Source organism: Microbacterium sp. NPDC006705 (assembly GCF_044903545.1).
Lineage (GTDB): Bacteria > Actinomycetota > Actinomycetes > Actinomycetales > Microbacteriaceae > Microbacterium > Microbacterium plantarum.
Map to the genome: position 1 here is coordinate 542,521 of NZ_JBJDQQ010000002.1, position 19,561 is coordinate 562,081.

Sequence of the window (19,561 nt, forward strand, 5' to 3'; positions counted from 1 at the left end):
TGCACCAGAAGGAGAACCAGAAATGACAACGACGTCAACACCACCCGCGGGAGGTGGGGTCCGGGTCCGCGTCCAGCGCTTCGGAACCTTCCTCTCGGGAATGGTCATGCCCAACATCGCGGCCTTCATCGCATGGGGTCTGATCACCGCTCTGTTCATCGACACGGGATGGGTCGGACAGGACGGGCCGATCGAGGCCTGGCAGTGGGCCGACTCCCGCATGCTCGGCGGCGGGGTCACCCCTGACGGCACCGAGTGGACCGGCCTGGTCGGTCCCATCATCACCTACCTGCTGCCCACCCTGATCGCCTACACCGGTGGCCGCATGGTCTTCGGTGTCCGCGGCGGTGTCGTCGGCGCCGTCGCTGCGATGGGCGTCATCGTGGGCGCCTCGGGGACCATCATGTTCCTCGGCGCAATGGTCGCCGGTCCCCTGACCGCCCTGGCACTCAAGTGGATCGAGAAGCTGTGGGCGGGCAAGGTCCGCGCCGGATTCGAGATGCTCGTCGACAACTTCAGCGCCGGCTTCGTCGCATTCTTCGCCGCGCTCGCAGCCTTCTTCTGGCTCGCCCCGGTGATGAAGTTCGTCACCGACGTGCTCGGTGGCGCCGTCGGCTTCCTCGTCGACCGCGGCCTGATCCCGCTGGCGAGCATCATCGTCGAGCCCGCGAAGGTTCTGTTCCTCAACAACGCCATCAACCACGGCGTGTTCACCCCGCTCGGAACCCAGGAGTCGCTCGAGACCGGGAAGAGCCTGCTCTTCCTCGTCGAGGCGAACCCCGGCCCGGGTGCCGGCCTCCTGCTCGCGATCTCCGTCTTCGGGGTCGGCATCGCGCGCGGTACCGCACCGGGTGCGTTCATCATCCAGTTCTTCGGCGGCATCCACGAGGTGTACTTCCCGTACGTGCTGGCGAAGCCCCTCCTGATCGTCGCGCTCATCGCCGGCGGCGCCAGTGGTGTTGCCACGAACGCCATCTTCAACTCCGGCCTGGTCGCCGCGGCCTCGCCGGGATCCATCTTCGCGGTGCTCATCCAGACCGCCCCGGGCAGCCACCTCGGCGTCATCCTCTCGGTGATCATCTCGGCCGGTGTGACGTTCGCGGTCTCGGCGGCGATCCTGCTGGCGAGCCGCAAGCGCGACCTCGCTCGCGAGCAGGCTGGTGAGGGCACCTTCGAGGACGCGATCGCACGCACCGAGGCCAACAAGGGCAAGAGCTCGGAGGCCCTGTCGGGTCTGCGCGCATCGGGTGCTGCCGCCGCCACCGGTGCAGCAGCCGAGACCGGCGCCGCCACCGCGACGGCGACGAAGCCAATCCAGTCGGTCGTGTTCGCCTGCGACGCCGGCATGGGCTCGTCCGCGATGGGCGCGAGCGTCCTGCGCAACAAGTTCAAGAAGGCCGGCATCGAGGACGTCACGGTCGTCAACAAGGCGATCGCGAACCTCGACGGCACCGCCGACCTGGTCATCACGCAGCAGCAGCTGACCGACCGCGCCAAGGCGCAGAACCCCGACGCGGTTCACGTGTCGGTGGACAACTTCATGAACTCGCCGAAGTACGACGAGGTCGTGGAGATGGTCCGCAAGCAGCACGACGCCGACGCGTAGGCTCGAAACCCAGACCGGGGCCGGGGCGGTCCATCCGCCCCGGCCCCGCGTCATCCCCCAGCAACATCATTCGAAGGAGACAGACATGGCACGTGAGGTCCTGAACATCGGTCAGATCCGCATCCACTCCGGAAGCGCCACCCGCGAACAGGCGATGAAGGAGGCCGCTGACCTGCTCGAGTCCGCAGGTGCCGTGACCTCCGCGTACTTCGACGCCATGCAGCAGCGCGAGCAGACCGTGTCGACGTACATGGGCAACGAGCTCGCCATCCCCCACGGCACCAACGAGACCAAGGACGCGATCCTCGACTCGGCGCTGTCGTTCGTCCGCTACGACGGCGGTGTCGACTGGGGCGGGGAGCCGGTCTCGTTCGTCGTCGGCATCGCCGGCAAGGGCGACGAGCACCTCGACATCCTGTCTCAGATCGCCCTGCTCTTCTCCGAGGAGGACGACGTCGCTCGCCTGAAGGCCGCGCGGACCCCCGATGAGCTCTACGCCCTGCTCGCTTCGGTGAACCAGTGAGCACCGCGGTCCACTTCGGAGCCGGCAACATCGGCCGCGGCTTCGTCGGCCTCCTCCTGAACGAAGGCGGCTACGAGCTCGTCTTCTCCGACGTCGCCGCTCCCCTTGTCGACGCCATCAACGCCGCCTCCGAGTACACCGTCCACGAGGTCGGCGAGGGCGGTGTCGACCGCACCGTCACCGGTTTCCGCGCACTCAACAGCGCGGAGGACCCGCAGGCCGTCGCGGATGCCGTCGCGAACGCGGACGTCGTCACGACCGCGGTGGGTCCCACCGTTCTGAAGTTCATCGCGCCCCACATCCTCGCCGGCCTCGCTCTGCGCGACCCGGCCGCGGCACCGCTGGCCGTGATGGCCTGCGAGAACGCGATCGGCGCCACCGACCTGCTGCGCGACGAGATCCGCGCCCAGGCCGGTGACGCGTGGGAGACCGTCTCGGGCCGAGCGATCTTCGCCAACACCGCCGTCGACCGCATCGTGCCCGCGCAGCCCGCCGGCGCCGGAGTCGACGTCACGGTCGAGCCGTTCTACGAGTGGGCGATCGAGTCCGGCCCGTTCGGCGGCGAACTGCCGAACATCCCCGGCGCGCACTTCGTCGAGGACCTCGAGCCGTACATCGAGCGCAAGCTCTTCACGGTCAACACCGGACACGCCACGACCGCCTACTTCGGCGCGCAGGCCGGCACCCCGACCGTGGCCGAAGCCCTCGCCGTGCCGGAGATCGCCGCGAGCGTCTCGGCCGCGCTCGAAGAGACCTCGGCGCTCCTCGTCCACAAGCACGGTCTCGACGCCGGCGAGCTCGCGGACTACCGTGCCACGATCCTGCGGCGCTTCGCCAACCCCGAGCTGCCCGACACCGTCGGACGTGTGGGGCGTCAGCCACTGCGCAAGCTCTCCCGGCACGAGCGCTTCGTCGGCCCGGCCGCGGAAGCAGCCGAGGCCGGCCTGTCGGTCGATGCGCTGGTCGCGGCGATCGGTGCCGCCCTCGCGTTCGACGACCCGGAGGACCCGCAGTCCGTCGAGCTTCAGCAGCGCCTGCGCGCCGAGGACGCGGCATCCTTCACGGCATCCGTTACCGGACTCGAGCCCTCGCACCCGCTGTACCCGCGGGTCGAGCGCGCCGTCTCCGAACGTCAGGCGGCGATCGGCTCCGACGCTCGATGAGCGACGCGGCAGCGGTGCAGGCGACGGGTGACGAGCCCGCTCGCCCGCACCGTCGCTCGCGACGGCGTCGGATCGTCCTCGTCGTCGTTCTGTCGGTCGTCGGGATCGTCGCGGCCGCGGTGATCGGCATGCTGGTCTGGAGCCAGGTCGGAGTCATGGACGCCGAGGCGGGGCCGCTCGACGCCGTCCGCGCCGACGAGCGCATCGTCATGTCGGAGGCAGGCGGCAGTCTCGTGCTCGAACCGGCTGCGGGACCGGCAGAGGTCGGACTCGTCTTCGTGCCGGGTGCGAAGGTGCAGGCCGAGGCATACGCCGCGATCCTGGCCGATGTCGTCGCCGACGACGACGTCACCGTGGTGATCACCCGGCCGTGGCTGAACCTCGCCTTCTTCGACCCTCGCCCGCTCTCGTCGTTCACCGAGCTCGTCCCCGGTGTGGACACCTGGCTGGTCGGTGGGCATTCGCTCGGTGGCGTACGGGCCTGTCAGCTGGCCGCGGATGCCGACGGGCTCGTCCTGTTCGCGTCGTACTGCGCGACCGATCTGTCGGCGTCGGGGCTGCCGGTGCTCAGCCTGTCCGGCTCGGAGGACGGCCTGACGACCCCTCAGAAGGTCGACGACAACCGCCACCTCCTCCCCGCGGATACGACCTTCGTCGAGATCGACGGCGCCAGCCACGCATCCTTCGGCGATTACGGCCCGCAGGCCGGCGACGGCACCCCCACCATCTCCGATCCCGACATGCGCGCCGAGGTTACTGCGGCTCTGTCGGACCTCGTGGCCTCTCTCCCCCGCTGACCCGGTGGCCCGGGCGGCATAACTCCTCAGATGTGGGCGCCGAAGACGCCCGAGACTGCAGCGGGTCCTGCGGAGGTTGAGAAACTGAGGAGTTGATGCCGGGGCAGCGGATCCTCCCCCGAGCTGATTCCGGGGCCTGCTGTCCACAGCAGCGCACTACGCCCCCGCAGGAGGCACGGAGTTCGCATACTGCCGGAGTGCTGCCGACGGATTGGAAGAGCGCGACAGACCTCGGTCTCCGCCGTTCAGAGATCGACCGCGCGCTCGCGGAGGGAACGCTGGTCCGTGTCCGCCGCGGCCGTTACCTTCCCGCCTCGACTCATCACGATCTCCTGGCGGCGGCGCGTCTGGGCTGCCGTCTCGACTGCGTGTCGCTGCTGAAAGCTGTCGGCGTGTTCGTCCTGGATCGACACTCTCTGCATGTGAACGCCCGCGTCGGGTCCAGCAGGCTTCCGGCGGCGCCCGACGGCGTCATCCGGCACTGGCGAATCGATGACGACCCGCCGACTTCGGTTGCCGCCGATCTCGTGTCGGCCCTTGCGCAGGCCTGCCGCTGCCAAGATCCGCGCGCAGCGGTCGCCACTCTCGACAACGCCTGGCACCAGCGCATGATCGACGCGGAGGACATCGAGGATGTCTTTCAGAGATTGCCGCGCCGCTACCGACGCCTCCGTCCACTGCTCGACCCCTCAGCAGAATCTGGTTCCGAGTCGCTCCTCCGCCTCATTCTCCGGTCGATCGGGTGCCGCTTCGAGAGCCAGGTCGTCATCCCCGGGGTAGGCCGCGTCGACTTCCTCGTCGAGGGGTGGCTGATCATCGAATGCGACAGCGAGGCCCACCACTCGGGCTGGGATGCCCAGAAGCGCGACAAGCGACGAGATCTCGCAGCCGCGACCCAGGGGTACATGACCATTCGTCCGCTCGCCGAGGACATCTTCCACCACCGCGACCGGCTGGCGCACCAGCTCCGAGCTGTGGTGTCGAACCGTCCGGCGCGCTAACTCCTCAGATCCAGCTTCAGGGCCTCGGTGGAACGCGCAAACTCCGCGCAATCGGCACAAATCTGAGGAGTTGGGTCCCAGTTCGGGGTCAGGCTCCGAAGCCCTCGGCGATGACCTCGATCAGCTCCTCGCGCTCCTCGACCGAGAGGAAAGCACCGGCGGCGGCGTTCAGCTGGAAGGCCTGGAGGTCGTCGAGGTCGTAGTCGAAGGTCTGCGCCAGAGTCGCGAGTTCTCGCGTGAGCGAGGTGCGGCTCTGCGTGCGGTTGTCGACGTTCACGGTGACCGAGAAGCCCAGCTGGTACAGCAGGTCGAAGGGGTGGTCCTCCCACTGCGTGCCCCATCCGGCGATGGCTCCGGTCTGCAGGTTGGACGAGGGCGACAGCTCGAGCGGGATCTCGCGGTCGCGCACCCACCGGGCGAGGTCGCCGAACTGGACGAGCACCTCTTCGCCCTCACGCGAGACGACGTTGAGGTCCGACGCGATGCGCACGCCGTGACCGAGGCGCAGCGCCCGGCCGTCGATGAGCGCCGATCGGATCGAGTCGAGTCCCGCAGCCTCGCCCGCGTGCACCGTCACCGGGAAGAACTCCGAGGCGAGGTAGTCGAACGCCTCGCGGTGCTGTGCGGGGAGGAAGCCGTCCTCGGGTCCCGCGATGTCGAAGCCGACGACTCCGCGACCGCGGTTGTCGACCGCCAGACGCGCGATCTCGAGCGAGCGGTCGGCCTGACGCATCGCCGAGAGGATCTGACCGACGCGGATGTCGTGACCCTTCGCCTCGGCGGCATCCTCGCCCTCCTCGATGCCCTCCTGCACGGCGTCGACGGCCTCCTGGAGCGACAGTCCGCCGCGCAGGTGCTGTTCGGGCGCCCACCGCACCTCGCCGTAGACCACGCCGTCGGCGGCGAGGTCGGTGACGAACTCGCGCGCGATGCGGCGCAGTCCCTCGCCGGTCTGCATGACCCCGAGCGTGACCTCGAAGGTCTTGATGTAGTCGACGAGCGAACCCGAGTCGCTCTGCTCCTCGAACCAGTCGGCGAGGTCGTCGGCGTCGGTCTCGGGCACGTCGAGCCCGAGTTCGTCCGCCAGTTCGACGATGGTCGCGGGGCGGACACCGCCGTCGAGGTGGTCGTGCAGCGACACCTTCGGCAGCGACCGGACGGAAACGCCCTGCAGTTTGACGTCGGCGTGCTGTTCGATCGGCATGACGGGCTCCTCCGGAAGAAACGGGCGGGTGGACGGACGGGGTGTGCCGGCGGGCTCAGGCTGTGATGCGCTCGAGGACGAGCGGCCCCGCAGGCGGGGCGTCGTCGTCGATCTCCCACGCGCCGTGCAGCGCGTCGAGAGCGCGGTCGAACCGCGCACCATCATCGGCCAGCAGGGTGAAAAGCGGCTGACCGGCTGCCACCTCGTCGCCCGGCTTGACGTGCAGGTCGATGCCCGCGGCGTGGATGACGGGGTCCTGGGCACGCGCACGGCCGGCACCGAGACGCCAGGCGGCGATGCCGAAGGGCAGCGCCTCAAGGCGAGAGACGACGCCGGCCGTCGGCGCGGTGATCGTGTGCGTCTCGCGGGGCGTCGGGAGTGCGGCATCCGGGTCGCCGCCCTGTGCCTGGATCATGCGGCGCCAGACGTCCATGGCCCGGCCGTCGGCGAGGGCGGCCTCCACGTCGGCGTCGGGCTGACCCGCGAGCGCGAGCATCTCGCGCGCGAGCGCGACGGTCAGTTCGACGACGTCGGCGGGGCCGCCGCCGGCGAGCACCTCCACCGATTCGCGGACCTCGTTCGCGTTTCCGATCGCGAGACCGAGCGGGGCGTTCATGTCGGTGAGGAGCGCGGTCGTCGCGACCCCCGAGTCTGCGCCGAGCGCGACCATCGTGCGGGCGAGCTCGCGAGCCTTGTCGACGTCCTTCATGAAGGCGCCGGAGCCGAACTTCACATCGAGCACGAGCGACTCGGTGCCCTCGGCGATCTTCTTCGACATGATGCTCGAGGCGATCAGCGGGATCGCCTCGACCGTGCCGGTGACGTCGCGGAGCGCGTACAGCCGCTTGTCGGCGGGCGCGAGGCCCGATCCCGCGGCGCAGATCACGGCGCCGACGTCGCGAAGCTGCGCGAACATCTCGTCGTTCGACAGCGCGGCACGCCAGCCGGGGATGGACTCGAGCTTGTCGAGCGTGCCGCCGGTATGGCCGAGGCCGCGTCCCGACAGCTGCGGCACGGCGACGCCGAACGCGGCGACGAGCGGCGCGAGCGGCAGAGTGATCTTGTCGCCGACACCGCCGGTGGAGTGCTTGTCGACCGTGCGCTTGCCGAGACCGGCGAAGCTCATGCGCTCGCCCGAAGCGATCATCGCGTCGGTCATGACGCGGATCTCGTCGCGCTGCATCCCATTGAGCAGCACCGCCATCGCGAAAGCCGCCATCTGCGAGTCGGCGACGTACTCGCGCGTGTACGCGTCGATCATCCAGCGGAGCGCGTCCTCAGGGACGGCACCCCCGTCACGCTTGGTGCGGATGACGTCGACGGCGTCGAACGCCTCGACAGCGGATGCGGTGGACTCGGCGCTCATCGGGCGGCCTCCTCGAGGTCGCGGGGCCCGAACGCATCGGGCAGCACCTCGTCGATCGTGCGGATGCCCGAGACGGTCTCGAGCAGCATTCCGGGCAGGGCGAATTCGTTCAGCAGCTGGCGGCACCGACCGCACGGCATGATCGTCTGCCCGTCGTTGTTGACGCACACGAAGGCGACGAGCTGTCCGCCGCCCGACATGTGCAGGTCGCCGACGAGGGCGCACTCGGCGCACAGCCCGACGCCGTACGACGCGTTCTCGACGTTGCATCCCGAGACGATGCGTCCGTCGCTGACGAGCGCTGCCGCGCCCACCCGGTAGCGCGAGTACGGCGCGTAGGCGCGCGTCATGGCTTCCGTCGCGACGGCGCGCAGCTCGTCCCAATCGATGTCTGTCACAGCGGTGTCACCCCTTGATGTACGGCTTGCCGGCGGCGGCCGGCCCACGGATGTGCCCCGCGAACCCGGCGACCGCGAGGATCGTCACGAGGTAGGGCAGCATGAGCATGAACTCGCTGGGGATCGGCGTCCGCAGCACCGTCAGAAGGTTCTGCAGGTTCGTCGCGAACCCGAACAGCAGCGCCGCGAGGGTGGCGCGGATCGGGTCCCAGCGTCCGAAGATCACGGCGGCGAGGGCGATGAAGCCCAGGCCCGCGGTCATCTCCTTGGTGAAGGTCGGCACCGACACCAGCGTGAAGTACGCACCACCGGCGCCGGCGATCGCACCGGCGAGGCTGACGTTCCAGAACCGGGTCGGGTTCACCTTGATGCCGACGGTGTCCGCCGCCTGCGGGTGCTCGCCGACGGCGCGCAGACGCAGACCCCAGCGGGTGCGGTACAGACCCCACGCGACGAGACCGACCGTGACGTACATCAGGTAGACGATGAACGTCTGGTTGAACAGCACGGGTCCGATGACGGGGATGTCGCTGAGCAGCGGGATCGGCAGGCGCTGGAAGGTCGTCGCGCGGTTGAGCGTCGCCTCGTTCGGCGCGAGGAGCGCTCCGAAGAGGAAGCCGGTGAGGCCGGTCACCAGCACGTTCAGCACGACGCCGACGATGACCTGATCGACGAGGTAACGGATCGAGAAGACCGCGAGGACGAGGCTCACCAGGACGCCGCCGACCATGGCGGCGATCAGTCCGATGAACGGGTTGCCGGTGATGCTGCCGACGAGCACCGCGCCGAAGGCGCCGAGCAGGAACTGGCCCTCGATGGCGACGTTCACGACACCGACCCGTTCACCGATGACGCCGCCGAGGGCGCCGAAGATGAGCGGGACAGACAGCGACACCGCACCGAACAGCAGACCGATGACGGGCACGAGCCCCTCGGCCGCGGCCCAGACGAGGAAGGCGAACACCCCCACGAAACCGGCCACCGCGATCAGCCAGGTGCGAGGGCGGCGATAGGCGAGGGCGTCCCACGCCGCGACGCCCGTGATGACGGCCATCAGGGCGAGCAGCGCCCAGCTGGTCGGCCCCGTCGGGAGGGCGACGTCCGGGATCGGGATCGTCGACCCGCCGTCGGCGAGACGGAACGTGCTCGTGCCGCCGCGCGGGACCAGGGCGAACAGCAGTGCCAGCAGCACGGTGGCGACGCCGAGCGCGATGGCCGGCTTGAGGTGGCGGACCTTCACCGCGGCGGGGGCCGCGGCGGCGGAGGTCAGATCGGTCGTTGCCATCAGGCACCCGCCTTCACAGCGGCGCGGCGCGACGAGTTCTTCGTGCGGCCCGACGCGCGCTTCTCAGCTTCGGTCTTGGGAAGGAAGAAGATCGTCCGGACGAGCGGCGGGGCTGCGATGAACAGGACGATGAGCGCCTGCACCACGAGCACGATCTCGACGGGGATGCCCTCGGAGCCCTGCATCGTGAAGCTGCCCGCCTTGAGCGCGCCGAGCAGGATGCCGGCGGCGAAGACGCCCCACGGACGCGAACGCCCGAGCAGGGCGACCGTGATCGCGTCGAATCCGATGCCCGCGTCGATCGAGCCGGTGAAGCCGGTGGTGACCTGGCCCTGCACCTGGTTCATGGCCGCGAGGCCCGCGAGCCCGCCGGCGAAGAGCATCGCGTAGATGTACATGCGCTCGACCGAGATGCCCGCGGCGCGTGCCGCGTGCGGGTTCTCGCCCACGGCGCGCAGGCGCAGCCCGAGGCTGGAGCGCTCGATGACCCACCACACGACGATCGTCGCGATGATGACGACGATGAAGCCCCAGTCCAGCAGCGGATACTGCGGGCCGAGCAGCTCGGGGAACTGCGCGGAGTCCGGGGTACGCAGCGAGATCGACTGCGTCGTGCCGGTCTGCTGCAGCAGCGAGGGGGTGCGCACCATCCAGCTGACGAGGTAGTAGGCGATGTAGTTGAGCATGATCGTGAGGATCACCTCGTGCGCGCCGGTGCGCGCCTTCAGCAGTCCCACAAGCCCGCCCCACAGGGCCCCGCCCACGATGCCGGCGATCAGGGTCAGCGGCAGGTGGATGAACATCGGCAGGTCGAGGTTGAACGTCACGAGGGCCGCGAACGCAGCGCCGATGAGGATCTGGCCGCGGCCGCCGATGTTGAACAGACCGGCTCGGAAGGCCAGCGCGACACCGAGACCCGCCGCGATCAGCGGCGCTGCGAAGCCGAGCGTGTTCGTGAGCGGACGGATCTGCGTCGCGAAGCCGTCGACGCGCGTGTTGAACACGGCGCCGCGGAACAGGGCGTCGTATCCGCCCGACACCGACTGCCAGATCGCGACCAGCGTGTCGCCCGGGCGGGCGAAGAAGTAGCCGGATGCCGCGGCCACGCGCTCGTCCGTGACGGCCATCATGATGCCGCCGACGATGAGCGCGAGCACGATGGCGAGCACGGTGATGACGCCGCTGCTGCGCATCACCTCGCTGATGATGCGGTTCGTCGTCGGCGGCGGGGCCACCTCGGGCTTGCCGGTCAGGGGTCCGCCGACGGGGGGCAGTTGCGAGTCCGCGGGCTCGACGGGGAGGTCGGGGCCGGGACCGGGGGTGGGGGTGGTCATGCTGCTGACTCCTCGGGGACCTCGCCGGCCATCATCAGGCCGAGCACGTCGCGCGGCGTCGTCGCCGGGACGACGCCGACGATGCGACCGCGGTACATCACCGCGATGCGGTCGGCCAGGGCGACCACCTCGTCGAGCTCGGTCGAGACGACGAGGACGGCGACGCCGGAGTCACGGGCCTCGATGATGCGCTTGTGGATGAATTCGATGCTGCCCACGTCGACGCCGCGCGTGGGCTGCGCCGCGACGAGCAGACGCAGCGGGCGGGCCATCTCGCGTGCGATGACGACCTTCTGCTGGTTGCCGCCCGACAGGGTGCCGACCGCCGTGTCGGGGCCCTGCGTGCGGATGTCGTACTCGGCGATGCGCTCACGCGCGAACGCCTCGAGGGCGCGGCGGTCGATCGTGCCCGCACGAGTGAAGGCGCGGTCGTCGGAGCGGTCGAGGATGAGGTTCTCCTGCACGGAGAACGCCCCGACGAGACCGTCCTCCTTGCGATCCTCGGGCACGAAGCCGACACCGCGGTCGAGGATCGCGCGCACGCTGCGCCCGCCCAGCTCGTCGCCGTCGAGGCGGATCGAGCCGTGGTCGATCGGCAGCAGCCCGAGGATCGCTTCGACGATCTCGGTCTGGCCGTTGCCCTGGACGCCCGCGATCGCGACGACCTCGCCCGACTGCACCTGCAGGTCGACGTCGTCGACGACGACGATCCCCGAGGGCGTGACGACGCGGATGCCGTCGAGCACGAGGCCGCCCTCCCCCACGTTCGGGGCCCCCTTGGCGACGACCATCTCGACGGGGCGGCCGACCATGAGCGCCGCCAGTTCGGCGTTGCTCGCCGTCGGCGATGCCTCGCCGACGACCTTGCCCAGCCGGATGACGGTGATGCGGTCCGCGACCTCGCGGACCTCGCGCAGCTTGTGGGTGATGAAGACGATCGAGGTGCCCTCGTCGCGCAGCTGGCGCATGATCGCCATGAGCTCGTCGGTCTCCTGCGGCGTGAGCACCGCGGTGGGCTCGTCGAAGACGAGCACCTTGGCCTCGCGCGAGAGCGCCTTGATGATCTCGACGCGCTGCTGCACGCCGACGGGCAGATCTCCGACGACGGCGTCGGGGTCGATCTGAAAGCCGAAGCGGTCGGCCACGGCACGCACGTGTGCGCGGGCCGCGGCGAGGTCGAGGACGCCGAGGCCCTTGGTGTTCTCGTGACCGAGCATGACGTTCTCGGCGACGGTGAAGACCGGGACGAGCATGAAGTGCTGGTGCACCATGCCGATGCCCGCGCTCATGGCGTCGCCGGGTCCGCGGAAGTCCTGGACGACGTCGTCGAGGAGGATGTGGCCCTCATCGGCCTGATAGAGGCCGTAGAGGACGTTCATGAGCGTCGACTTGCCGGCGCCGTTCTCCCCGAGGAGAGCGTGGATCTCGCCCGGCCTGACGACGAGGTCGATGTGGTCGTTGGCGACCAGGGTGCCGAAGCGCTTGGTGATGCCCCGGAGTTCGAGCTTCATGTCGGCCAATCTATGCGACGGATGGTGGGTGGACAGCGGTCGGGGCCGGGGAACTTCCGTCCCCCGGCCCCGACGACTCATGAGCTCACGGAGAGTTCGGCGAGTCCACGGTGATGTCACCGGCGACGATCGCCTCCTGCAGGGCGGTCAGCTCGTCGGCGAGACCGGCCGGCAGACGCGACTCGAAGTCGTGGAAGCTCGACAGCTTGACACCCTCGTTCTTCAGCGTGCCGACGTACGGGTCGGTCGTGAAGTCGCCGCCCTGCGCCGCGACGGTGGCGTCGTAGACGGAGACGTCGATCGCCTTCTGGATCGACACGAGCGTCAGGTCGGCGACCGTGTCGTCCGAGACGGCGAGGTCGCTGTCGACGCCGAGCATGACGACGTCGCGGTTGCCCTCGCGGATGGCCTGCGCGGCGCTCTGGTAGATCGGGCCGCCGACGGGCAGGATCACGTCGACACCCTGGTCGAGGATGCCCTGAGCGACCTGCTTCGCAGTGTCGTTGGCGGTGAAGCCACCGGTGAAGTTGCCGTCCTGAGCGGTGATGTCCCAGCCGACGACGCCGACGTTCGCGCCCTTGTCCTCGTTGTACTTCTCGACACCGAGCTGGAAGCCGTCCATGAAGACGGTGACCGAGTTGAACTTGTCGCCACCGAAGGTGCCGACCTTGTTCACGCCGGCCTCAGCCGACCACGAGGCCGCCGCGTAGCCACCGAGGTAGGCGGCCTCCGCGGTGTTGAACACCAGCGGCTTGATGTTGGGGGCGTCGGTCTTGCCGTCGAAATCGGTGTCGGCGTAGTCGTCGATGATGGCGTAGTCGATGTCGGGGTTCGCGGTGGCCGACGCGACGGTGGCCGGGGCGAGCTTGTAGCCGACGGCGACGATCAGGTCGCAGCCCTCCGAGACGAGCGTCTCGAGGTTCGGCGCGTAGTCGTTCTCGGTGGTGGACTCGACCTCGATCGATTCGACGCCGAGCTCCTTCGCCGCGCGGTCCATGCCCTCCTTCGCCGACTGGTTGAACGAACGGTCGTTCCAGCCGCCCTCGTCGGAGACCAGGCAGGGGGTGAAGTCCGAGCCCGCCTCGGGTGCGGCGGATCCGCCAGCCTCATCGGGTGCGGCTCCGCAACCGGCGAGGGCGACGAGAAGGCCCGCGGCAGCTGTGATGCCGACGAGCTTCTGGGGGGTCGAGAGTGTCAATGCAGCCTCCACATTGAAGGCGCCGCGGACTTCGCGGCGGCTGGAAAGAAGTTACCTACTGTTTCGTCCGGGTTGCACCCCGGACGCACCCCGCCCCGCGAATGGTTACAAAGACGCAATGTGCGCGTCACAGAACGTCGCCGCGTCCCGTCAGCTTGAGGGCGTCGACCACGTGCTTGACGCGCTGCGCGTTCTCGCTCGTGGTCACCAGAAGCGCGTCGGGAGTGTCGACGACGACGATGTCCTTCACGCCGATCAGGCTGATGACCCGCGAGGTGTGGCTGACCACGATGCCGCTGGCCGCGTCCGAGAGGATGCGGGCGTTCTCGCCGAGGATGGCCAGGTCGTTCTTGCGTCCGTTGGAGTTGAGCTTCGCGAGGCTCGCGAAGTCGCCGACGTCGTCCCAGTCGAAGTGCCCCGGCACGACGGCGAGCTTGCCCTTCTCGGCGGCGGGCTCGGCGACGACGTAGTCGATCGCGATCTTCTTCAGCTGCGGCCAGATGCGGTCGACGGCGGGACCGCGCCGGTCGCGATCGTCCCAGGCCTCGGCGAGCTCGAGCAGGCCCGCGTGCAGTTCGGGGCTGTTCGCCTCGATCTCGGCCAGGAGGACATCGGCCCGCGAGATGAACATGCCCGCATTCCAGAGGTACGACCGGTCGGAGACATAGGCTCGCGCCGTCTCGAGGTCGGGCTTCTCGACGAAACGCTCGACGAGAGAGGCGTCGCGAGCGCCCTCGACGATCAGTTCGCCGCCGCGCTTGATGTAGCCGAAGCCGACAGCGGGCTCGGAGGGGGTGATGCCGATCGTGCAGATGTAGCCCTCGCGCGCGACCTCGACCGCGTCTCGGACCGCGAACTCGAAGACCCGGCTGCCGCGGATCACGTGATCGGCCGCGAACGAGCCGATGATGACGTCGGGATGCCGCCGGTGGAGGATCGCGGCCGCCAGACCGATCGCGGCCGCCGAGTCGCGCGGCTCCGATTCGAGGAACACGTTCTTGTCGGGGATGCCGGGGAGCTGAGACTCGACGGCCGCACGGTGGGCGCGACCGGTGACGACAGCGATGCGGTCGGGCCCTGCGAGCGGCGCAAGCCGGTCCCAGGTGTCGCGCAGCAGCGAGTGGCCCGATCCGGTGAGGTCGTGCAGGAACTTCGGCGCGTCGGCACGCGACAGCGGCCACAGCCTGCTGCCCACGCCTCCTGCAGGGATGACGGCGTAGAAGTCCGGGATCTCGTCGATCATGCTCCGAGCGTACCGGGACGCGGCCGCAGCCCCCGGCGCAAGAACCCGCTTTCTTTAGGGTGCCCTTCGTCGCCCCGCGTCATTTTCCCGGCCTAGAATCGATGTGCGCCCATGTGACGCCGGGGGTCAATCGCCCCACCGGGGCATCGATCGCCCCCACGAACCGTGTTCGATCCAGGGAGGACGACCGTGTCTGCACCAGCACGCGTCACACCGTCGGTAGCCCAGACCACATCCAAGACCCCGCGCGGCACGCTGTACCGCGGCAACGAGGGCATGTGGTCGTGGGTGCTTCACCGCATCACCGGCGTGGCCATCTTCTTCTTCCTCTTGGTCCACGTGCTCGACACCGCGCTGATCCGCGTGTCGCCCGAGGCCTACGACGCCGTTATCGGCACCTACAAGAACCCGATCATGGGTCTCGGCGAGGTCGCCCTCGTCGCCGCGATCGTCTACCACGCCTTCAACGGTCTGCGCATCATCGCCGTCGACCTGTGGCCGTGGGCGACGCGCCACCAGCGTCAGCTGTGGTGGGGTGTCCTCGCGGTCTGGGCCGTCACCATCATCGGTTTCGCGGCGCGTCACGTGCCCATCGTTCTCTCCGAGATTGGAGGGGGTCACTGATGACCGCCGACACCCTTGCCGCTCCCCGCAGCCCGCAGGTCCGCAAGAAGGGCGCCAACCTCGAGAAGTGGGGTTGGGTCTACATGCGCGCCTCCGGCGTGCTGCTGGTCGTCCTGATCTTCGGCCACCTCTTCGTCAACCTCATGCTCGGCGAGGGCATCAAGGGCATCGACTTCGCTTTCGTGGCCGGAAAGTTCGCCAGCCCGTTCTGGCAGTGGTGGGACGTGCTGATGCTCTGGCTCGCCCTGATCCACGGCGCGAACGGCATGCGCACGATCGTGAACGACTACGTCACGGGTGCGACGGCGCGGAAGGTCCTCGTGTGGGCCATCTGGCTCTCGGCAGGTCTGCTGATCCTGCTCGGCACCCTGGTCGTGTTCACCTTCGACCCCTGCCTCGGAGTGACCGCGGACAGCATGCTCTGGGAGACCTGCCAGGGCTGACCCTGCGCTCCGACGACGTGAATCACAGCAACGAAAGGCTCGCCCCGTGAGCACCCAGACCGAAGCGGTCGTCGTCAAGGACGGCATCCACTACCACCAGTTCGACATCGTCATCGTCGGCGCCGGCGGCGCCGGCATGCGGGCGGCGATCGAAGCCGGTCCGGGTGCCCGCACCGCGGTGATCTCGAAGCTGTACCCGACCCGCTCGCACACCGGTGCGGCGCAGGGCGGCATGGCGGCGGCGCTCGCCAACGTCGAAGAGGACTCGTGGGAGTGGCACACCTTCGACACCGTCAAGGGCGGCGACTACCTCGTCGACCAGGACGCGGCGGAGATCCTCGCCAAGGAGGCCATCGACGCGGTCATCGACCTCGAGAACATGGGCCTGCCCTTCAACCGCACCCCCGAGGGCAAGATCGACCAGCGCCGCTTCGGCGGCCACACCGCCGACCACGGCAAGTCGCCGGTGCGCCGCGCCTGCTACGCCGCCGACCGCACGGGCCACATGATCCTGCAGACGCTGTTCCAGAACTGCGTCAAGCTCGGCATCAACTTCTTCAACGAGTACTACGTGCTCGACCTCATCACGGTGACCGCGCCCGACGGCTCGACCCAGACGGCGGGCGTCGTCGCCTACGACCTGGCGACCGGTGACCTGCACGTCTTCCACTCGAAGGCCGTCATCTTCGCCACCGGCGGCTTCGGCAAGATCTACAAGACGACCTCGAACGCCCACACCCTCACGGGCGACGGCGTCGGCATCGTCTGGCGCAAGGGCCTGCCGCTCGAGGACATGGAGTTCTTCCAGTTCCACCCGACCGGCCTCGCCGGTCTCGGCATCCTGCTCACGGAAGGCGCACGCGGCGAGGGCGCGATCCTCCGCAACGCGTCGGGCGAGCGGTTCATGGAGCGCTACGCGCCCACCATCAAGGACCTCGCTCCCCGCGACATCGTCTCGCGATGCATGCAGCAGGAGGTCGCCGAAGGCCGCGGCGCCGGTCCCCACCGCGACTACGTGCTGCTCGACTGCACGCACCTGGGCGCCGAAGTCCTCGAGACCAAGCTCCCCGACATCACGGAGTTCGCCCGCACCTACCTCGGCGTCGACCCCGTCGTCGAGCCGGTGCCCGTCATGCCCACGGCGCACTACGCGATGGGCGGCATCCCCACGAACGTCGAGGCTGAGGTGCTCGCCGACAACACCACCGTCGTGCCGGGCCTCTACGCCGCCGGCGAGTGCGCGTGCGTCTCGGTGCACGGCTCGAACCGCCTCGGCACCAACTCGTTGCTCGACATCAACGTCTTCGGCAAGCGCGCCGGCCGCAACGCCGTCGAGTACGTCAAGACCGCCGACTTCGTGCCGCTGCCCGCGGACCCCGCCAAGGACGTGCGCGAACTCATCGAAGGCGTGCGCAACAACCCCGGCACCGAGCGCATCGCGGTCCTGCGCAAGACGCTCCAGGACGAGATGGACAAGGGCGCCCAGGTGTTCCGCACCGAGGAGTCGCTCCTGCACGTCATGGACGTCATCGCCGACCTGCGCGAGCGGTTCAAGAACATCCACGTCGACGACAAGGGCAAGCGGTTCAACACCGATCTGCTCGAGGCGGTCGAGCTGGGCTTCCTGCTCGACATCGCCGAGGTCGTCGTGGTCGCCGCTCGCAACCGCAAGGAGAGTCGCGGCGGCCACATGCGCGATGACTTCCCGACGCGTGACGACGAGAACTACATGAAGCACACGATGGCCTATCTGTCGGGCGACCCCCACTCGTCGCACGCCGAGGACCACATCCGGCTCGACTGGAAGCCCGTCGTGTTCACCAAGAACGAGAACGGCGAACTGCGGTACCCGCCGCTGGAGAGGAAGTACTGATGACGATCGTCGAAACCGATGCCGCGGCCCCTGCCGAGGCGGCGAACGACACCGGCATCCAGTCGTTCCTGGTCACCTTCATCATCCGGCGCTTCGACCCCGAGGTCGACAGCGAGCCGAGGTGGGTCGACTACGACGTCGAGCTCTACTCGACCGACCGCGTCCTCGACGCCCTCCACAAGATCAAGTGGGATGTCGACGGGTCGCTGACCTTCCGCCGCTCGTGCGCGCACGGCATCTGCGGGTCCGACGCGATGCGCATCAACGGGCGCAACCGCCTGGCCTGCAAGACGCTGATCAAGGACCTCGACATCTCGCAGCCGATCTACGTCGAGGCGATCAAGGGCCTGCCGCTGGAGAAGGACCTCGTCGTCGACATGGAGCCGTTCTTCGCCTCCTACCGCGACGTGCAGCCCTTCCTCATCGCCAACTCGAAGCCCGAGGCCGGCAAGGAGCGCATCCAGTCGATCGCCGACCGCGAGATCTTCGACGACACCACCAAGTGCATCCTCTGCGCCGCGTGCACCTCGTCGTGCCCCGTGTTCTGGACCGACGGCCAGTACTTCGGCCCCGCCGCGATCGTCAACGCGCACCGCTTCATCTTCGACTCGCGCGACGACGCGGGCGACGTGCGCCTCGACATCCTCAACGACAAGGAAGGCGTGTGGCGCTGCCGCACGACCTTCAACTGCACCGAGGCCTGCCCGCGCGGCATCGAGGTCACCAAGGCGATCGCCGAGGTCAAGCAGGCGGTTCTCCGCGGGCGTTGAGCCGGCCGGGCTCGCGCCCGATCAGCTCGCGCCACCGCTGCCGATAGATTCGACGACGTGGATCCCGACCCTTCCGCGACAGATGCGCTGCGCGAACGGTGGGATGCGTCTCGGCTGCGCGAGCGGCTCGACCAGCCCATCGAGCGTGCGACGACGATCACGCGTCGCACGCTCGGCTGGTTCCCGATCCGGGTATGGCGCCACTTCCTGCGGCACAACGGCTTCCTCCTCGCCGCGAGCATCAGTTACCAGTCGCTCTTCGCCCTCTTCGCCACCATCTACACGGCGTTCGCCGTCGTCGGGCTGTGGCTCGGGGGATCGCGCATGGCGATCGACGCCCTCATCGACGTCGTCAACAGCTACATCCCGGGGCTGATCTCCGGCAGCGGTCCGGTCTCCCCCACCGACGTCGCCGACATCGCCCGCAACAGCGGCAGCGTCCTGGCGGTGACGGGTGCCGTCGCCCTCGCGGTCGCGATCTGGACGGCCATCGGGTTCGTGACGTTCACGCGCCGCGCGGTGCGCGATATCTTCGGCCTGCCCTTCGACACGCGCAACTACCTGCTCCTGAAGCTGCGCGACTTCGGCGCAGCCCTGCTGTTCGGCCTCGCGCTCGTGCTCGGCGCCGCACTGGGTCTGGTGGCGGGCGGCATCGTTCGGCAGGTGTTCGACCTCTTCGAGATCCCGTACGAGTCGACCACGATCGACGTGCTCAGCCGACTCGCGTCTGTGCTGGTCGCGATCGTGATCAACGCGGCCGCCCTCACCGCGCTCATCCGGTTTCTGACCGGGACCGCGCTGCCCTGGCGCAAGATCATCCCCGGATCGATCTTCGGCGGCGTCGCGCTGAGCGTGCTGCAGCTCGGCGCCGGCTTCCTCGCCGTCTACTCCCCCACCAACCCGCTCCTCGCGACGTTCTCGGTGCTCATCGGATTCCTCCTCTGGCTGCGCCTCGCGGGCATCGTCATCCTCGTCGCGGCGTCGTGGGTGGCCGTGTCGGCGGCGGATGACGGCATCCCGCTCGAGGTGAGGACCGAGGAAGAGAGGCGCGAGGACGAGCGGCGCGCCCTGCGTGTGGTCGCCGAGGCACAGCTGCGCGACGCCGAGCACGCCCTCGCCGAAGCCGGGTGGTGGCGGCGAGTTCCCGCCCGCCGGGATGTGAAGCGGGCGCGCGAGCTGCTGCGACGTCTCGACGCGGAGCAGCGCGCCGCGCGGTGAGCCC

At 69.0% G+C, this 19,561-nt stretch carries 18 protein-coding genes; 10 read left to right on the forward strand and 8 right to left on the reverse strand.

What is annotated here, in order from left to right; genetic code table 11:
- The first annotated feature begins 22 nt into the window (after nt 1-22).
- From ACI2K6_RS13140 to ACI2K6_RS13160, 5 genes are all read left to right on the forward strand, one after another.
- Nucleotides 23-1,606 (forward strand): PTS mannitol transporter subunit IICB, encoded by a 1,584-nt coding sequence (locus ACI2K6_RS13140; protein WP_112617403.1) that lies wholly within the window; start codon nt 23-25, stop codon nt 1,604-1,606.
- Nucleotides 1,607-1,691: 85 nt separating this feature from the next.
- Complete coding sequence (locus tag ACI2K6_RS13145) at nt 1,692-2,129, forward strand: PTS sugar transporter subunit IIA (protein WP_274178913.1); 438 nt, start codon at nt 1,692-1,694, stop codon at nt 2,127-2,129.
- The gene (locus ACI2K6_RS13150) at nt 2,126-3,292 is read left to right on the forward strand and encodes a mannitol-1-phosphate 5-dehydrogenase (protein WP_274178914.1); all 1,167 of its coding nucleotides are present in this window, start codon (nt 2,126-2,128) and stop codon (nt 3,290-3,292) included. The genes ACI2K6_RS13145 and ACI2K6_RS13150 overlap by 4 nt, the downstream gene beginning before the upstream one ends.
- Complete coding sequence (locus ACI2K6_RS13155) at nt 3,289-4,089, forward strand: alpha/beta hydrolase (RefSeq protein WP_404568801.1); 801 nt, start codon at nt 3,289-3,291, stop codon at nt 4,087-4,089. Before ACI2K6_RS13150 ends, ACI2K6_RS13155 begins: the two co-directional genes overlap by 4 nt.
- A 197-nt stretch (nt 4,090-4,286) precedes the next feature.
- A complete protein-coding gene (locus ACI2K6_RS13160) occupies nt 4,287-5,090 on the forward strand; it encodes an endonuclease domain-containing protein (RefSeq protein ID WP_274178916.1) in 804 nt (267 codons plus the stop codon).
- Nucleotides 5,091-5,178: 88 nt separating this feature from the next.
- Here the strand turns inward: ACI2K6_RS13160 and ACI2K6_RS13165 are convergent, their stop codons facing one another.
- The 8 genes from ACI2K6_RS13165 to ACI2K6_RS13200 all read right to left on the reverse strand — a co-directional run bounded on the left by ACI2K6_RS13165 (nt 5,179) and on the right by ACI2K6_RS13200 (nt 14,629).
- A complete protein-coding gene (locus ACI2K6_RS13165) occupies nt 5,179-6,294 on the reverse strand; it encodes an adenosine deaminase (protein WP_274178917.1) in 1,116 nt (371 codons plus the stop codon).
- Nucleotides 6,295-6,349: 55 nt separating this feature from the next.
- A complete protein-coding gene (locus tag ACI2K6_RS13170; protein ID WP_114588570.1) occupies nt 6,350-7,660 on the reverse strand; it encodes a thymidine phosphorylase in 1,311 nt (436 codons plus the stop codon).
- Nucleotides 7,657-8,058, reverse strand: coding sequence for a cytidine deaminase (locus ACI2K6_RS13175; protein ID WP_023955526.1), 402 nt, complete (start codon nt 8,056-8,058; stop codon nt 7,657-7,659). Before ACI2K6_RS13175 ends, ACI2K6_RS13170 begins: the two co-directional genes overlap by 4 nt.
- A gap of 7 nt (nt 8,059-8,065) precedes the next feature.
- The gene (locus ACI2K6_RS13180) at nt 8,066-9,343 is read right to left on the reverse strand and encodes an ABC transporter permease (protein WP_282501397.1); all 1,278 of its coding nucleotides are present in this window, start codon (nt 9,341-9,343) and stop codon (nt 8,066-8,068) included.
- A complete protein-coding gene (locus tag ACI2K6_RS13185) occupies nt 9,343-10,677 on the reverse strand; it encodes an ABC transporter permease (protein ID WP_274178918.1) in 1,335 nt (444 codons plus the stop codon). The genes ACI2K6_RS13180 and ACI2K6_RS13185 overlap by 1 nt, the downstream gene beginning before the upstream one ends.
- The gene (locus ACI2K6_RS13190) at nt 10,674-12,188 is read right to left on the reverse strand and encodes an ABC transporter ATP-binding protein (RefSeq protein WP_112617412.1); all 1,515 of its coding nucleotides are present in this window, start codon (nt 12,186-12,188) and stop codon (nt 10,674-10,676) included. Before ACI2K6_RS13190 ends, ACI2K6_RS13185 begins: the two co-directional genes overlap by 4 nt.
- Before the next feature lie 85 nt (nt 12,189-12,273).
- Nucleotides 12,274-13,386: a BMP family protein gene (locus tag ACI2K6_RS13195; protein WP_114588573.1), complete on the reverse strand. Its 1,113-nt coding sequence runs from the start codon at nt 13,384-13,386 to the stop codon at nt 12,274-12,276.
- Nucleotides 13,387-13,513: 127 nt separating this feature from the next.
- The gene (locus tag ACI2K6_RS13200) at nt 13,514-14,629 is read right to left on the reverse strand and encodes a mannose-1-phosphate guanylyltransferase (RefSeq protein WP_282501399.1); all 1,116 of its coding nucleotides are present in this window, start codon (nt 14,627-14,629) and stop codon (nt 13,514-13,516) included.
- A 189-nt stretch (nt 14,630-14,818) separates the two neighbouring features.
- Between ACI2K6_RS13200 and sdhC the strand changes: the two genes are divergently transcribed.
- The 5 genes from sdhC to ACI2K6_RS13225 are packed head-to-tail and all read left to right on the forward strand — an operon-like array spanning nt 14,819 to nt 19,557.
- Nucleotides 14,819-15,253, forward strand: a complete 435-nt coding sequence (gene sdhC, locus ACI2K6_RS13205) for a succinate dehydrogenase, cytochrome b556 subunit (RefSeq protein WP_023955538.1) — start codon at nt 14,819-14,821, stop codon at nt 15,251-15,253.
- Nucleotides 15,253-15,696 carry a succinate dehydrogenase hydrophobic membrane anchor subunit gene (locus ACI2K6_RS13210; RefSeq protein ID WP_023955540.1) on the forward strand — a complete coding sequence of 148 codons (444 nt, stop codon included), beginning with the start codon at nt 15,253-15,255 and terminating at the stop codon, nt 15,694-15,696. Before sdhC ends, ACI2K6_RS13210 begins: the two co-directional genes overlap by 1 nt.
- Nucleotides 15,697-15,742: 46 nt before the next feature.
- Complete coding sequence (gene sdhA, locus ACI2K6_RS13215; protein ID WP_354450012.1) at nt 15,743-17,569, forward strand: succinate dehydrogenase flavoprotein subunit; 1,827 nt, start codon at nt 15,743-15,745, stop codon at nt 17,567-17,569.
- Nucleotides 17,569-18,339 (forward strand): succinate dehydrogenase iron-sulfur subunit, encoded by a 771-nt coding sequence (locus tag ACI2K6_RS13220; RefSeq protein WP_094260201.1) that lies wholly within the window; start codon nt 17,569-17,571, stop codon nt 18,337-18,339. Before sdhA ends, ACI2K6_RS13220 begins: the two co-directional genes overlap by 1 nt.
- A gap of 57 nt (nt 18,340-18,396) precedes the next feature.
- Nucleotides 18,397-19,557 (forward strand): YihY/virulence factor BrkB family protein, encoded by a 1,161-nt coding sequence (locus tag ACI2K6_RS13225; RefSeq protein WP_323986419.1) that lies wholly within the window; start codon nt 18,397-18,399, stop codon nt 19,555-19,557.
- The last annotated feature ends 4 nt before the right edge of the window (nt 19,558-19,561 follow it).